Raw genomic sequence first — 16,231 nt, 5'->3', positions numbered from 1 at the left:
TATAGTCGGCCCCCTCAACAAACAGCGTGCAAGAGCTCTGCTACGGGTGTTTGAGTCGATAGAACGCAGGCTCAGAAGGCCTAGCCGCACCGATCTTTGGCTGATCGCACATCTGCAGACAAACGAGCCATCGCTCGAGCCCTTAGGACCGTTAGCAGGCAAAAAGGTCATTCATCGCGTTAGCCCACACCGGGATCAACCGCGGGATTGTACTAATTAAAAAGGCCTGAGGCGTTCGCGGTGGCGGGGCGCCTCAAATTCCGGCATCGCAAACGGTCGCGCCCCACCCATCCTATATGAGCGGATTTTTTGTATGTCTGTTTTGGCGGCAATTTTTGATGCCTTCGGCACCTTGGTGAAAATCAGCGAAGGCTCCCACCCTTATCGAAAAATCCTCAAGCTTGGGATTGAACAAGGTCGCCGCCCCCAACCTACGGATGCGGAAGCGCTACTGTCGTTGCCATTAGACCTGCGTCAAGCCGCCAACTTGTTCGGCATCCAGGTGGATCCAGATGTGATGGCGCAATGGGAGTTAGACCTGTGCAGTGAATTGGCCGATATCCAAGCCTACCCGGACGGTCTGCGCGCGGTACAACAGCTGCAGGCCGCCGGCGTGAAAGTGGGGGTGTGCTCCAATCTGGCGAAACCCTATGCCGCCGCCGTCGAACGCCTATATCCGGGGTTAGACGGCTACAGCTACAGCTTTGCCGTGGGCGCTATCAAGCCCTCCTTTGACATCTACCGGCATGCGACGCAACAGGTCGCGGTTTCGGCGGCTGACGCCTGGATGGTTGGCGATTCAAAACGCTGTGACTGTGAGGGGCCCACCGCATTCGGTATGCACGGTTATTGGCTCGACCGACAGGGCCGCAGCACCTATGCCTCGTTGGATGACTTTGCCGAAGCAATTTTGCACGCACGCTGATCACTGGCCAACGCTTGGCACCGCCGCCCTCCTCCTCGGAATGCTGAACATCCCCCCCGACCGACTGGCCTAGATCGCACTTGCCACGACGCGCATCTGCGATTGGTCAACTCGTCGCAGTGCCCCCCCCATGATCCCCCGACTATCAAAAGGTTGAAGAGCACCAAGCCATCAGCGCCCTGGTAATTATTCTCCGCTAATTTTGCACTGTATCGTATTATTATACGTAACTTATGAGGGCTGTAGTTCAGGGACATCGACTCTTTGATCACTCAAGAAGTAGGAAAGGAAATCCTTATTAGAGGCGGCAGTTATAAGGACATTGGCCAGGACAAAAAATTAGCGCCGCTGCGGCAAAGTCGCTGACGAACGCTTCATTTGCAGGAAACTGCCCCGCCAAAGTCGATGAACGGTCATCACACGGGGTAACATTCAATTATCCCGCGTTATTAACCTGCGCAAACAAGCGTTCGATTACTGGGTTTGTACACTGTAATTACATGCAACGTAATACAGGGTGAAAAAGTAGGAAGACACCATGGCTCGCGACGGCATCACCAAGCAACTGGTGCAACAAGCGAAAACGGCGCTGCTGGCCCAAGGCAAGCGCCCGACCATCGACGCGGTGCGCATCGCACTGGGCAACACCGGATCCAACACCACGATTTCCCACTACCTCAAGGAACTCGAAGAAAAACCCAAACCCATGCTGGAGCGCCTCAGCGAGCCGCTGGCGCAGTTGGTTGCCGGTTTGACTGAACAACTGCGAGCCGAAAGCGAGGAGCAATTAATCAGGGCTCAAGCGCAATTTTCCCTGAAAAAAAGCCAACTGGAATCAGAGTTGCAAATGGCGCAGAAACGCTGGGATGAGCAACTGCACAACCTAGACAAAGTGGAAACACGACTACACGACGCACAGCAACAGCGACAAGAAGACATGGCACGGCTGAGCCAACAAACCGTAGAGTTAACCCAAGCGCAGCAGCGTATTGAGGAGTTAACCAGGTTGTTGCAGGAACAAAACATACAGATCGCGGTACTTAACAATGAACTGCGGCATGCCGCTGAAACCCTTGAACAGTTTCGCCAGGCGCAGCAGGAAACTCATGGCACCCTCGTGCGGCAGCACGTACAACAAGTGGCGTATCTATCCGAAGAGTCACGTCGAAATTCAGAACAACTCTCTTTCATGCAAAAAGAGTTGATGGAACTGCATCGTGAAAATGCCCGACTCCTTCAGCAACTTAGCTCGAAAGAAACTAATCAATGAGCAACAGCAGCAGCTTGCCCCCCCCTCATAAGACGCTCGAACAGCCTTGGACTGTTAAAAGCCCGTTAATTTAAACTCGAGCGTTTCGCATTCATAACTGAAGTTGTTCAGCAAGCAGAAAACAGTAAGTCATCTTGTGCAGTGCACAACTCTCGCCTAGGACTGCCGTGGCGTCACTCGGGCTCGGACTGCGCGCAATCTCCTCGGTACGTCATCGCCCCCCCGTCTGCGACCTTTATCAACATCGCCTCTAGCCGCCTAGCCACAACTGGATAAGGAAGCGAAACCCAGGGTTGGATCAGCGGCCGAGCCAGATTGACCTGGATCCCACCCCGCGTCAGAAGGCGGTGCCATCATCCACTCCAGAGGTGTCAACACTTCAGGAAGCTAGAAGGCCTACAGCAAAATCCTCTTTGAAAATTAAACCAGCCCCCCAGATATTTCCGTAACCCTTTGTATTTATTTAATTAATACCAATTGTCCGGTACCGAAGTCGCTCGATAATAAAGGCGTAACATTGAATGTAACCAGTCACTTTCACTCTTTTTAGGACCTCAAACGACCACCTTCCATGAATCGGATAATCCAGAGCTCAATAAATATCGAGCTCGTCGTCGGCCTAAAGATGGGGATTACTACATGGCAGGTCCGTTATAGCCGGAAACACTAAGGTCCTCACGTAGGAACGATTGAGGCGCTTCCACCAGCCTCCGCTACCGGTAGTGGAGCTGCCCGATGTACAACGGAGGTCGTAAGATGATTATTACGTCAAAGGCAATGAATCTCGACGAAGGGCCCGCTCGGCATTCCCCACGGCGGGGGCGGCAAAATTTCATTGTGTACTTTCCCTCCCTCAAAAATGGCCGTTCGATGGAGTGCGAGTCGGTATTGGAATCTGCGTACTGCATTTGGCTAGAGCATGCCCCACAAGTAGTGAAGTACTACACGCAACCCCACACCTTTACCTGGACGGACGATGGTCAACGCTATCGCTACACTCCAGACTTCCTCGTCGTGCTAACGCACGGGGAAAGCTACTTCACGGAGGTCAAGCTCGACTTCTCCAAACAACGCCTAAGTCGACTTGCCACGCTGGATAGCTTTCATGCGCTCTGTCTTCAGGAAGGGTGGACATTTAAGCGCCACGACCAGCAACACATCACGGGGTCAACCAGGTTTCATACCTTACAAGCGCTTTACAACCGCTCAAGCACTCACACCGAGCAACGGCAAGAGTACTTCTATCACTACGTACAGCAGCGTAAGTGGCCGACGACACTCGGTGATCTGATCCAGGACGACGCGGCACCAGACATTGGGACGATCTGCTACAACCTGTTCACGAGACGACTGAGGGCAGATTTGACCCACCGTTTGACGTTGGACCTCGTGGTTAGTTGGGAGCACTCGCATGCGTGAGCAACTGGAAACACCTATCGTGGGGAGCCAATACCTCGTGCATGGACGAATCATGGAGGTCATTCACGCTGATGAGGAATTGGTGACGCTAAGGGACTTAGAGTGCACGTATACCCGCTCCCTCGCCGTCGATGCAATGATGACCGAGTTGTCTCACCAAACCATTCTGCCATTTGCCCGTCCACCGGGAGCGGGCTCCAAAGCCTTGGCTTTTCTTAATCCACTAGACCCCCATGTGAAGGCAGCCGAACGTCAGTACCGATACGTCAGTACTGCCCTCCAGCAACTGGGCGGTTCATTGCCTGTAAAAGCCACAGAAGCATTGATCCAACAGTTGAGTCATGAAATAGGTGACCCCAAACCGCCCTGCTACAACTCCTTGTACAAATGGTCCAAGCACTACAAAAATCACAACTGCGATCGTTTCAGCCTACTAAAAGAACAGAGCATCGCACCGCGTGGCAAACATCTGGCTCCAGATGTTGAAACCGTCATTCAGGACATGATTGAGCAGGAATATTTAAGACCCCCCCCTTCCGGGCCGAAAGAGATACAAAGATATGTTCATGGTCAAATAGTAGAGATGAATCGCTTGCGCAAGGGATACTCAAGTCTTCTACTCAAGACCCCTTCACTTTCCACAATACAGAGAAGGATAAAAAAACTATGCGCTAGGACAAGCGACATGGCTCGCTTCGGCTCAAATTATGCGAAGAAAAAGCACGACTCAAGCAAACAAAGCGTGGAACCTCAAGAAATATTGGATCTAGCTGAAATTGATTCACATCTTATTGATATGGTCATCATTGATGAAAGTGGAAAGCCGCTAGGAAAAATCCTCTGGTGGACCGTCATCTTCGAAATTAAAACTCGATGCGTCATTGGTTGGGAACTCTCCACAACTTATCCTTGCGCGGAAAAAACGATTCGCGCATTAAAAAAGCCTTAACGGCAGTCCCAGGCGAAGAATACATTCGCGGAAAATGTATTTTTCTACACAGCGACAATGGTGCTGAATTCATAAATTCGATAATAAGACATTTCTTGGATAGATTGGGTATTCTTTTTGGCCTAGGCCCACCCGGCGTCCCGAATGCAAGGGCGCGCATTGAACGTTTTTTCGAAACGTTTGAAAAATGGCTCCACCAGCAGCCTGGCACCACGATGTCCAATCGATTCGAATGTGAGTTTTATGACGCCGAAGGCGAAGCGGCATTTACCGCGGCGACTATGAATCGGCACGTCGAGGATTGGATAGAGACCGTTTATCATAAAAGGAAACATCGCACACTAAACATGCCGCCAGCAGTGGCATGGCAGCGCGCGATGAAAAACAGACTGCCTCCCGAAAAATTTACCGCCGAAAGCCTGGATACTCTATGTCGATCTGTTCAATCAGCAAAAATCAGCGCTGCAGGGCGTGTGAATTTTTTATGTTTAAGTTGGTATGGCCCAAGTCTGCAGGAGATTCGATCTAAACTAAAAGAAGGGCAATCGGCGATTTGCTATTATACCCCGCTGGATCTAGGTGAAATATGGGTCGCCCACCCAGATACCCCACGTAACCCTGTACGCGCATACGCTACTAATCCCGAGTACCAAAACGGCCTCACCCTGACTGAGCATAAGTTACTGCATAAACAATATCTGGACGCGGGGCGAAAATTCGACGATAGCGATGCCGATGTAGCTTTATTACAGCTTCGACAGCGCATGGCCAAAGAATACGAAGAATCCAGACATTTACGCAAAAATGGGAAGTCGAGTAATACTACGAACTCCAGCGCTTCTGAAGTGGATAACCTAACGCATGCTACTGTTTGGGGAGAGGAATCGATTGGCGACTGTGAGATTCCCATCTTTAAGGTGGACCAATTATGACTATCACACCTTGCGGAATCAATATTGATGAAGCATTAGAAGCGTTTGCTGCCTGCACTGTCTGGTACCCGAGCTACCAAGAGGCCATGCGGCTCATCACCAAATGTATCGATACCACGCGAGACCGTAAAGACCCCTCTTCAGCCATGTTGATCGGTCCTACTGGCGTCGGGAAAACTAGACTATGTCGCATGCTTGAGAAGCAACTTGGCCCGAAACAATCGGTTCAGCGCCCCGAATGCGAAAAAACAATATGGCCTTGTGTTTACATTGAGCTGCCCGAGTCTACAACAATAAAAAGTTTATCCATGGTTATGGCGAAAATTCTTGGTGGGCAACCCAATGATTATCAAAGCATCACTACTTTGGAAGATCTTATCATCGGGAGACTTATTACAATGGAGGTAAGATTGGTAATCCTGGATGATTTTCACCATGCAGCAGAAAAAGGATTGTCAAAAACGAAAAACTCACTGTGTAACTGGATCATCAAACTTCTAAATAGATCGAGCATACCATTTTTGATTTCGGGATCACCCACTGCTGAGTCCACCATAACTATGGTTCAAGAGCTAAGCGACCGCTTCCCCTATCGCGCTCGATTGCAATCGATGTCAATGGCAGATGAATCATCGACACCTGTACTTCTGGGTGTATTGGCGGGCTTGCAACAAGAAATGATCAGACTGGGGCATTTGAAAGACTACATTCATTTAACCGACCCCACCCCCTATAAAGCCATCTACCTCGCCACCCAAGGAAACTTCAGACGATTAAGTAACCTGCTACATGATAGTTTTCGAATAGCTCTCCTCAGAGGAGACCACACCTTGAAAATTAGCGACTTCGCAGAGGCTTCTGCAGATCTGGCTTTTTGTTGTAGCCCCAACTATTTCCATATGAAGCCTCATCAGCTGAATAACGCATTGAAAGCTCAAACCAATAAGCTATATAAAACTCAAAAATGAACACTCTTTGTTATGTAGGCAAACCCCAACAATGGGAAAGCCCTAAAGGAATTATCTTACGAACTGCGTATCACAATGGATACTCTAATGTCGCCACCATGTGCTCGGCCTTGGGAGTTCCATATAGTGGAGACTCACTTGAATTATTGACCGAGCAATCATCGCTTTTCAACAGGTTAACTATGGAAGCGCCGGAACTGACACATTACCTCTTGGCAAATAGCTACACGGTAAATAATTCCGCACAGCCACTCTGGATTATCGATGAAGTCACCCTCTATCGCTCGCAGTTTGCATTCCACCTGCGGTACTGCCCCGAGTGTTTACGCAACGAACTCATTACTGTATTCCAAGATATACGGGATTTAGTAGTCTGCCCTCTCCATGGAACATTCATAGTCACACATTGTCCTGACTGCCATGCACATGAGCATTGGACCACTGCAAATCTTCTATTTTGCAAATGTGGTTCCGATAGGCGAAGAACCAAACCCCTGAGCGGTAGGCTGTTTGAAGCAGATCGACTTGAAACATTTGGCCCCTACGCTGACATTCGCGAACTATCGTACATGACCAACCTCGCACAAAAATGTGAGGACATCTGGACTTCGAGAAAGTCTAACGACGATTTAAATAAATGTCTTTTTGTTAGCGCCATTCTGAAACATGCAACGGAAATGATCACAATACAACTTTCAAAATACCCAGGATTTACACGCTCCATGCACCTTTCGCCATGGCAAACAAGCCATCCGTTGTTAATCAAACTCGCAAATGAGACCGTTAAAGAACCCTCCGCCTTGAATTCAAACTGCAAAAACGGACTATGTTGTGCGGACGTGAAACTGATGCGATGTGAAATCGCTTACTCCGTAGGTGATTGGAACGCCTGCTCAAAAACATCAACATTTATTTCTGAAAATTTTAAAATTATTCGCAACAACGGAGTCACGCCCTATTATCATTGCCAAACTCCTATTTGTAGACTAATCCGTCTCGCACGCGACAGCATACTCCATCATGAAGCCAAGAATGACGACTGCACGTACCATTATCAAGCCAAGAAAGATAACTACATGCTCCATCATGAAGCCAAGAATGATGACTACATGCTCCATCATAAAGCCTGGAATGACGTCTGCATGCTCCATCATAAAGCCAAAAACAAACCTACAGAATGTAACTATCTGTCAATGGAAAAAACCATCACACTACTTCACTGCACTAAAAATACTGTACTACAGCTAGTTGAATTAGGGTACTTGCAACGACCTTATCAACCCAGAGGCTTAGTACAGCTCCACCCAATTCTCATAGAAAAAACCTCCACCATGAGATTTAACAATAATTTTATTCTACCTGAAAAAATCTCTCAAACACTTAAAATAACAACAGTTCAAACAATCCGCCTACTCAATCAACTTGGCATTAATAGCACCCATAACAAACTAGGCCCACGCGTCTATGAAAAATCAAAAATTCTTTCAGTTTTTGACAAATTAACAGACACATCAAAAAATCCTCCACTTCTATATCCCATTGTGTTCCCGCCAACCCAGCAGCTAGATAATACAATCAGGATAGCTAATGCATATATAAAGCCATTCAAATATGGCACTTCCCTTCGCTGCTCAAACATCGCCAGCAAATCAATGGAAAATAATTCGTATCGCTTCACAACTAGTAAAGCAGCAAAAATTTTAAATATCTCCAGCCGCCTCCTATACCATCGATTTATTCTGACGGGACTAATCACACCAGAGGTCATGAAGGGAACCCCTTACTATTCTGAAGCAGACATTCGAGTCATGGATGCCCATCTCCAGAAACATTTATCAATCGAACAGACAACTAAACTTTTGCAATGCGGCTGTACCAAAGCCATCCGTCTGATTAACAATTCAAAAATTAAGCCTTCCCGCGCACTGGTTTATTCGAATGGAGATATACAATTGCTTTACAGGACAGCGGACATCCAAAACATCCTCCAACAAAAAAAACATACCACTTAGCTCCTAATACTCGTCACCATTACTTATTTATGCTCTCAACGACTCTAACGCTTACTGACTTCATGGATGGAGGGATATATTTCTAAAAAGCTCGCTACAGTAACGACATAAAATCTTAGCTATTTAAACTCTCCTACATGCTAAAACTCCAGCTTACAAAAAATTTCGCTCAATTTAACGCCGCAATTAGGGAATCACCTTTTTTGCATTTTTAGATTTACCTTTCCTGAGCCCCATCGAAGGGTTTCAGCAATTAAAATAGCAGCCTGCAAATCCGAAATCCAGCGCTCTCCTAATATTGAATTACTTGCGCAATCATCGTTCGCAATAGTAGAGTGATATCCTTTCATGTCAGATGACCGGGAAAATTCAAGCCTCAACCTTGAGCAACAATTCGCAGTTAATTAGCTCATCTAATTTTTGATAACTAAGTTAATGACAGTCGCTAAAATTTTTACCATCAATTGATCACCTACGCGATTTTTTACAATCTAATGAAATTTTGTTTTATTTTCACTCGACTCGCCACCCGCAAGCTGTTGATTTTCTTAAGGTGTGATTTTATTTTTTTTTGACTGACGAAGCAGCGTGTAATCCTCAATCAATACTAGGCTCCATCAACCGAGACATTCGCCTCGGGACTTCGGAGATCGATATGACTACTCAGAACCTCAGCGGTAAAGTGGCTTTGATTCAAGGCGGGTCCCGCGGCATCGGCGCCGCCATTGTCAAACGCCTGGCCGCTGAAGGCGCGACCGTTGCCTTCACCTACGTCAGCTCCACGGCCAAAGCCGAAGAATTGCAAAACAGCATCACCGGCAACGGCGGCAAAGCCCTCGCCATCAAGGCTGACAGCGCCGACGCCGAGGCCATTCGCAGCGCTGTGGCCGCTACCGTAAAAGCCTTTGGTCGCCTGGACATCCTGGTCAACAACGCTGGCGTACTGGCCGTTGCACCGCTGGAGGATTTCAAACTCGAAGATTTCGACCAGACACTGGCCATCAACGTGCGCAGCGTGTTCATTGCCACCCAGGCCGCCGCCAAACACATGACTGAAGGCGGTCGCATCATCAACATCGGCAGCACCAACGCCGACCGTATGCCCTTCGCCGGTGGCGGCCCGTACGCCATGAGCAAATCGGCGCTGGTCGGCCTGACCAAAGGCCTGGCCCGCGACCTCGGTCCACGCGGCATCACCATCAATAACGTGCAACCAGGCCCGGTCGACACCGACATGAACCCGGCCAGTGGTGACTTCGCCGAAAGCCTGATCCCGCTGATGGCGGTGGGCCGTTACGGCAAAGCCGAAGAAATCGCCAGCTTCGTTGCGTACCTGGTCGGACCGGAGGCCGGTTACATCACCGGGGCGAGCCTGACCATCGATGGTGGGTTTGGCGCCTGATACGGTCAATCAACGCAAAATAAAATGTGGGAGCGAGCTTGCTCCCACATTTCCTGTCGTCAAGCCCATTCAAGCGCCGGCAGGCCAAAGGCGCTCGGTTTAAACGCTGTCAGCGCACGAAGAATCCCATCGGCATGTGCATACTTTTCGTCAGCCATCGCCGCATCGGGAATCGCAATCGCCGTCATCCCCGCCGCTTTCGCCGCAGTGACACCGAACGGCGAATCTTCAAACACCAGGCAATCTTCAGGCGCAACGCCCAAGCGCCGCGCTGCCGTCAGGAAGATGTCCGGCGCCGGCTTGGCCGCGCCCACTTCAGGGTCATCGGCCGTCACAACAAAATCGAACAGCGCGAACCAGTCGCGGTGCAACGTGGTTTTCTGGCCGAACGACTGACGCGAAGAACTGGTACCGACCGCGATCGGGATGTTGTTGGCTTTCAAGTGCCGCACCAACTCCTCCGCGCCGGGCATCGCCAGCGCTTTTGGAAAACGTTCGCGCATGAGCGGTTCGCGAATCACTAGAAACTCTTCGGCGGTGATGGGCAACTCCAGCGCCTCGACCACATAGCGCGCCAGATCACCCGCGCCACGGCCGATGATGTTCTGTTTGATGCTCCAGTCGAAGACTCGACCGTAGCGCGCAGCAATCAGGGACGTGACCTCGGTGTAGATGCCCTCGGTGTCCAGCAATAAGCCGTCCATATCGAAAATAACGGCCTTGATCGGGCGGAGTTCTTTCAGCGCTGCAGTCATCGCATCTGATCCGTTTTCTAATGACATCCCAGAGGCGGCTCAGGTGCGGCCGGGTCCGTGATCGATTAAAGGTTTCAGCAGCATAGCGAGCGCGGCTGCCATCGAGCAACGGGCAATGCCTGACAGATACAAAAAGTGCTCGTCGTCATTTAGCGATTTTCCCTACATAAAACGCCTCTTTTCCCGACTTCTTTACCCGTTGATCCCAAGCAAAGTCTCGCGCTCAAACTTGATCTGCGCGAGCGAGGGACTGCGAATGTTCGTACCTGACAAGGTACTGGCCTTGAATAACGCCATCGGCCTGCTGGTGGTCGCCGCCATGGACCCCGAGCAGCCGAACGTCGAAGCGCTGCTCGGTGACTTTCGGCTTTGCCTCAATGACTACGACGCCTGGGCGGAAAGTTTCTGGACCGGCAAGGCGTTGGATATCGAGCAGGTGTTCAAGGTCGGTGACGACGTTCGCCTGGTCGCGCCGAAAAACGCCACCACGCCTGTCAGTTCGACTGTCGCCGCGTGCCCGGCAGCGGGTCCCCTGACGCTGGTGCACATGTTCGACGCGGCGCGCTTCGTGCCAATAGGCAACACCCCGGTGATGCTTGAGCCCTTGAACGCTGACGGTACGTTCGGCGAGCCGGTTCATGACGAGATCGGCCCCAGCGGCATCCTCGAAATCCTCGGGTGCGAGCGTAGCCGGCGTTACCGCATCACCTTTTTCCCGAACGTTTCTGCGGATCATGTCAAAGCGCTCTACACCTCTTATCAAGGCGTTATCAGCGACCTGGAAGGCTGGCTGCGTAATGAGTGGAGCACCGAATTCGAACCTTTGTGGGCCGAGTTCGCCGAGGCCGGTTTCATCAAGCGCTACGGCCTGCTGCAACAGGCCGACTGGCGTGGTTTCGAGAACGCGCTGAACGGGCTGTGGGATGACGTGAAGCAGATCTACGAGCTGATCGCGAACCTGCAGGCCAACAGTGAAAAGCTCCTTGAGTACCTGACCGAGACCGAACTTGAAACGCTGCTGAAGGCTTCGGCTGAATCTGTCGCCAATCTGTTGCTGGTGCTGAGTGATGAGCCATTGATGTTCATTCATCTGGCGGCGATCACCAGTTGGCTGCGAATGCTGCCACCGCAGTACATCGCCGAAGTCGTGGCAGAGATTCGCACAGGAATATTGATCGGCTTCCTGCTGGCGCGCTTCACTGGTCCTGCCGGGTTGAAGCTCGGCATCAGCGCCAGGGTGCTGGACAAGGTCAAATCCGACCGCGCGCGCAATTGGCTGGCCGCCGCGAGCCTGAGGCTGGCCGGGCTTCGTGCCAAATCCGACCTCACGATCCACGCGGGCGTACTCAAACCTCTCGCGGTCAGTGTCCGAAATGCTCCGCTTAACCCCGCACCCGCCGTGCCGTTGCAGATCACCACGGGCGCCGGGCCGGTTTTGCTGGCGCAGAATCCGGTCGCCATAGCTCGCGACAAATCCGTGGCCATGACCCGACTGAGCCGTCAGGAACGCCGTGACGACGTTCCCGATCAAGCGAAAAACCCTAACAGCGACAGCGCCGATTGCGGGCCGCTGACCTGTACCAACGGTTGCCCGGTGTCGATGGTCACCGGCGAGGAATTGCTGACCCTGGACGATGGTTCGTTGAACGGCTTGCTGCCGTTTGCATTTACCCGGTTGTACCGAACCAGCGCCGTGGAACTCGATTGCGGCTTGGGCCTGGGCTGGAGTCATTCACTGGCACATCGGCTGGAACTGGACGCAGAACAGGTCGTCTGGACCGACCATGAAAACCGTCGTACGACGTTTCCGCTACCCAGTCTTTTGCGTCCGGCGATTCATAACAGCCTGTCGCGGGCTGCGATTTACCTGGGTAACAAGCCTGAGGAATTGGTGCTCGCGCTGGCCGGTGCAGAGGCGCGGTTTTATCACTTTATGAATGGTCGGCTGACGACCATCAGTGATGCCTACGACAACCGGCTGCACATCACCCGCGACCGTCAGGATCGCATTCAACGTATCGACAACGGCGCAGGCCGTTCACTGCTGTTGCGTTACGAGCGCAGGCACATCGTGACGGTCGAGTATCAGTCGTTTCACCCAGCCGAGGGCTTGGTGGATGCCTGGCGTACAGAGCAAACGCTGATTGCCTACCGTTACGACGCCCGTCATCGCCTGATCGAAGCGACCAATGCTGCCGGCGAAAGCGAACGGTACGACTACGACGATCAACACGTAATTCTCCAGCGGCAACTGGCCGGTGGGGCCAGTTTCTTTTGGGAGTGGGAACGATCCGGCAAAGCCGCCAGATGCGTCAGGCACTGGGCGACTTTTCCGCAGATGGATACACGCTATGCCTGGGATGACGACGGCGGAGTTCTGGTTAAAAACGCCGATGGCAGTGAAGAGGTCTATGTCCATGACGATAAGGCGCGATTGGTGCGTCGGGTCGAGCCGGATGGCGGCGAGTATCTAAAGGCCTACGACCAAAAAGGCCAGTTGATTGCCGAACAGGGGCCGCTGGGGGCGATTACTCAATACCGCTACGACGAGATCGGTCGGCTGATTGCGCTGATTCCTCCTGAAGAAGAGCCAACGTCCTACGAATATCGCAACGGTTTCCTGCATGTGCGATATCACGGCAAATCGGTTTGGAAATATCTGCGTAATGCGCAGGGTGATGTCACCGAGGCCACCGATCCAGACGGCCACATCACTCACTACCACTACGATGCTCAAGGACGGTTGCTGTCTATCCGCTACCCGGATAACAGCCGTCATGTGTTCGAGTGGGATGCAATCGCGCAGTTGGTTGAAGAGACCTTGCCGAACGGCAGTCAGCGGCGTTTTTCCTACGATGTATTGGGCCGGCAGATTAGCCGTCAGGACGAACACGGCGCCATCACTCAACACCAATGGGACCCCGTTGGCCGGCTGATAAGGACGACTCTTCCCACAGGCGCCAGCCGCGCGTTCAGTTACAACGCCTACGGCAAGATCACCGCCGAACGCGATGAACTGGGGCGCGTCACCCGTTTTGAATACGACAATGATCTGCACCTGGTCAGTCGCCGGATCAACCCCGACGGCACGCAGCTGCGTTATCGCTACGACAGTGCACGGCTGCTACTGACTGAAATCGAAAACGAATCCGGCGAACACTATCGGCTGGACTACACGCCCGGTGGATTGATCCGACAGGAAACCGGCTTCGATGGCCGGCGCACAGCGTATGCCTACGACCTCAACGGTCATCTACTGGAAAAAACCGAATTCGGCGATGACGGGTCGCAGCTGTTTACGAGCTACCAACGGGATACGGCCGGACGCCTGTTGGTCAAAAACCTGCCCGATGGTGTCAACCTCGAATACCGGTATGACAACCTCGGCCAATTGGTCAGCGTCGATGACGGCCACGACCATCCGTTGGAATTCGAGTACGACAAACACAATCGCCTGATCACAGAGCATCAGGGTTGGGGCACGTTGCGTTATGGCTATGACGCCTGCGGCAGACTCAACTATTTGCGTCTGCCAGACAACAGCAAACTCGACTATCACCATGCCAAGGGCGGTGTGCTGACAGCCATCGACCTTAACGGCACACGACTTACAAACCACACGTATAAAGCCGGCCGCGAACTGCAGCGTCAGCAAGGCAAATTGTCGAGCCGGTACGACTACGATGAACAGGGTCGCCTGAAAGCCCATGCTGTCAGCCAAACCCGGCAACCGTTGTATCGCCGCGACTATGCCTACAGCGCCAACGGCAATCTCGAACACATCGCCGACACCCGTCATGGCCAACGCAGTTATCAATACGATCCGCTTGACTGCCTGATCCGCGTCCGTCACTCCCGTGACCAGCAGCCCGAAAGCTTCGCCCATGACCCCGCCGGCAACCTGTTGATGCAGGACCGGCCCGGACCGGCCGCCCTCAAAGGCAACCGCCTGCTGATGCAGGGCGATCGCCATTTCGACTACGACGCCTTCGGCAACCTGATCCGCGAACGCCGCGGCACCGCACAAAAACTCGTCACCGAATACCGCTACGACTGCCAGCATCGATTAATCGGCGCCATTCTTCCAAACGGCAGCAGCGCCAGCTACCGCTACGACGCCTTCGGCCGTCGCATCAGCAAAACCGTCGACGGCAAAACCACTGAATTCTTCTGGCAAGGCGACCACCTCGTCGCCGAACACAGCCAGGAGCACCACCGCAGCTACCTCTACGAGCCCGGAACCTTCCGCCCTCTGGCCATGCTCGACGGCAAAGGCCCTCGCCACGCCTGCCCGTTCTACTACCAACTCGACCACCTCGGGACACCGCAAGAACTCACCGACTACAGCGGCGACATTATTTGGGCCGCCCAGTACACGGCGTATGGCCGCCTGACTCGCCTCAATCGCGATACCCATCAGGTTCTGGACCAGCCGTTGAGGTTTCAGGGACAGTATTTCGATGCGGAGACGGGGCTGCACTACAACCGGCATCGGTATTACAACCCGGATATGGGACGGTATCTGACGCCGGATCCGAGCAAGTTGACGGGTGGGATCAACGGGTATCAGTACACGCGTAATCCGACGGGGTGGGTTGATCCGTTGGGGTTGAGTGATTGTCCGGGGGCGGATGGGTGTAAGAGGCCTTCGTTTGGGGATGAGGATCCGGCGGGGAAGGCCAAGATTAATGAGGGAGATCCTCATCTTCCATTTCCAGAGAAGGTCGACTGGACGCCGCACGGTTACAAGCACAGCCCGTCAAAAAACATGACATGGAAGGAAACGATAAACTCAACCAAGTCGGGGCCAGCCAAATACAAGCATGGAATCGATATTGAAAGCATGGAGCGAGACGCTTACAAAACTGGCTCCCCTGCCACCAATGGAAAATCTTGGAAAATCAAAGAGTACGAGACCGACATAGGTGCTAGCGAAGGAAAATCCAGCCGCTGGATTCGCATCGAGCTAAGTGCCAGAACGATTCATGGACATCCAATTTCAGAGATCGAATATAGGAGACTGACAAAGTGATTGACCTAACATTCATCACGGGAAAAATCACTTACGATGAGATTTCCGTATTGAAAAATATCGATCTTTCAAATCAGATCGACTTACTGAAAGAAGACATGCTCCAAGTGGATTATCAAGGAACACACTTGCTAGATGTCGGCTGGTATCCCTCATTCGATATAAACGGTTCTTTTCAAATCAGAGTTATCAAGGGTTACGACTGGGACGCGCCACTTGTGTACTCAAAGGCCGATACGATTCAATTACTTATCGAAGAGATAAGTGCTGCTCAGAATGTGATCGATAAGGAACAATAGCCAACTTCGCCCATCAATTTTTACAATCCGCTCGCCTGTTCAACAAAAAGCCCAGCTCGTTGCTGGGCTTTTTGTTGAATAACTACCGGGCTAACCTCCCGAACCACCAGTCCCGCCCCCAGCACTACCCGTCCCTCCTCCCGCACTCCCCGAACTCCCACCGCTCCCACCACCACTCATTCCAGATCCACCGGAACTACCGGATCCTCCAGATCCACCTCCAGAACCGCTCCCAGTCGAACTTCCACCGCTCATCGACCCGCTTCCC

The 16,231-nt window shown here is 52.1% G+C and carries 11 protein-coding genes and 1 pseudogene; 11 read left to right on the top strand and 1 reads right to left on the bottom strand.

The features are described from left to right. Positions 1–313: 313 nt before the first annotated feature. From ACA072_RS08945 to ACA072_RS08905, 9 genes and pseudogenes are all read left to right on the top strand, one after another. The gene (locus ACA072_RS08945) at positions 314–925 is read left to right on the top strand and encodes an HAD family hydrolase (protein WP_201255868.1); all 612 of its coding nucleotides are present in this window, start codon (positions 314–316) and stop codon (positions 923–925) included. 538 nt (positions 926–1,463) lie between these two features. Next, positions 1,464–2,195 carry a DNA-binding protein gene (locus tag ACA072_RS08940; protein ID WP_497624015.1) on the top strand — a complete coding sequence of 244 codons (732 nt, stop codon included), beginning with the start codon at positions 1,464–1,466 and terminating at the stop codon, positions 2,193–2,195. Positions 2,196–2,951: 756 nt separating this feature from the next. Beyond that, a complete protein-coding gene (locus tag ACA072_RS08935) occupies positions 2,952–3,614 on the top strand; it encodes a TnsA endonuclease N-terminal domain-containing protein (protein ID WP_497624014.1) in 663 nt (220 codons plus the stop codon). After that, the gene (locus ACA072_RS08930) at positions 3,607–4,563 is read left to right on the top strand and encodes a hypothetical protein (protein ID WP_497624013.1); all 957 of its coding nucleotides are present in this window, start codon (positions 3,607–3,609) and stop codon (positions 4,561–4,563) included. Before ACA072_RS08935 ends, ACA072_RS08930 begins: the two co-directional genes overlap by 8 nt. Next, entirely contained in the window at positions 4,524–5,495 is a 972-nt protein-coding gene (locus ACA072_RS08925) for a transposase family protein (protein WP_497624012.1), read from the top strand. The genes ACA072_RS08930 and ACA072_RS08925 overlap by 40 nt, the downstream gene beginning before the upstream one ends. Next, the gene (locus tag ACA072_RS08920) at positions 5,492–6,463 is read left to right on the top strand and encodes a TniB family NTP-binding protein (RefSeq protein ID WP_497624011.1); all 972 of its coding nucleotides are present in this window, start codon (positions 5,492–5,494) and stop codon (positions 6,461–6,463) included. The genes ACA072_RS08925 and ACA072_RS08920 overlap by 4 nt, the downstream gene beginning before the upstream one ends. Then, a pseudogene (locus tag ACA072_RS08915) lies at positions 6,460–6,843 on the top strand (TniQ family protein); the annotation flags it as partial. The gene ACA072_RS08920 and the pseudogene ACA072_RS08915, both read left to right, overlap by 4 nt. A 189-nt stretch (positions 6,844–7,032) precedes the next feature. After that, complete coding sequence (locus ACA072_RS08910) at positions 7,033–8,475, top strand: hypothetical protein (protein WP_497625060.1); 1,443 nt, start codon at positions 7,033–7,035, stop codon at positions 8,473–8,475. Between the two features lie 655 nt (positions 8,476–9,130). Further along, a complete protein-coding gene (locus ACA072_RS08905) occupies positions 9,131–9,877 on the top strand; it encodes a 3-oxoacyl-ACP reductase family protein (protein ID WP_497624010.1) in 747 nt (248 codons plus the stop codon). A 59-nt stretch (positions 9,878–9,936) separates the two neighbouring features. Here ACA072_RS08905 and ACA072_RS08900 read toward each other — a convergent pair whose 3' ends face one another. Beyond that, a complete protein-coding gene (locus tag ACA072_RS08900) occupies positions 9,937–10,632 on the bottom strand; it encodes an HAD-IA family hydrolase (RefSeq protein ID WP_497624009.1) in 696 nt (231 codons plus the stop codon). A 256-nt stretch (positions 10,633–10,888) separates the two neighbouring features. Between ACA072_RS08900 and ACA072_RS08895 the strand changes: the two genes are divergently transcribed. Continuing rightward, a complete protein-coding gene (locus ACA072_RS08895) occupies positions 10,889–15,664 on the top strand; it encodes an RHS repeat-associated core domain-containing protein (RefSeq protein WP_497624008.1) in 4,776 nt (1,591 codons plus the stop codon). Continuing rightward, positions 15,661–15,963 (top strand): hypothetical protein, encoded by a 303-nt coding sequence (locus ACA072_RS08890; RefSeq protein WP_497624007.1) that lies wholly within the window; start codon positions 15,661–15,663, stop codon positions 15,961–15,963. Before ACA072_RS08895 ends, ACA072_RS08890 begins: the two co-directional genes overlap by 4 nt. Positions 15,964–16,231 lie beyond the last annotated feature (268 nt).

The sequence above is a fragment of the Pseudomonas sp. LBUM1656 genome (assembly GCF_059716065.1).
This window is presented reverse-complemented; position numbering and strand designations above follow the sequence as displayed.

Coding starts and splice junctions, on each gene's coding strand:
- ACA072_RS08905 (WP_497624010.1), top strand. CDS start 9,131: ATGACTACTCAGAACCTCAGCGGTAAAGTGGCTTTGATTCAAGGCGGG.
- ACA072_RS08945 (WP_201255868.1), top strand. CDS start 314: ATGTCTGTTTTGGCGGCAATTTTTGATGCCTTCGGCACCTTGGTGAAA.
- ACA072_RS08910 (WP_497625060.1), top strand. CDS start 7,033: ATGACCAACCTCGCACAAAAATGTGAGGACATCTGGACTTCGAGAAAG.
- ACA072_RS08935 (WP_497624014.1), top strand. CDS start 2,952: ATGATTATTACGTCAAAGGCAATGAATCTCGACGAAGGGCCCGCTCGG.
- ACA072_RS08895 (WP_497624008.1), top strand. CDS start 10,889: ATGTTCGTACCTGACAAGGTACTGGCCTTGAATAACGCCATCGGCCTG.
- ACA072_RS08900 (WP_497624009.1), bottom strand. CDS start 10,632: ATGACTGCAGCGCTGAAAGAACTCCGCCCGATCAAGGCCGTTATTTTC.
- ACA072_RS08940 (WP_497624015.1), top strand. CDS start 1,464: ATGGCTCGCGACGGCATCACCAAGCAACTGGTGCAACAAGCGAAAACG.
- ACA072_RS08920 (WP_497624011.1), top strand. CDS start 5,492: ATGACTATCACACCTTGCGGAATCAATATTGATGAAGCATTAGAAGCG.
- ACA072_RS08930 (WP_497624013.1), top strand. CDS start 3,607: ATGCGTGAGCAACTGGAAACACCTATCGTGGGGAGCCAATACCTCGTG.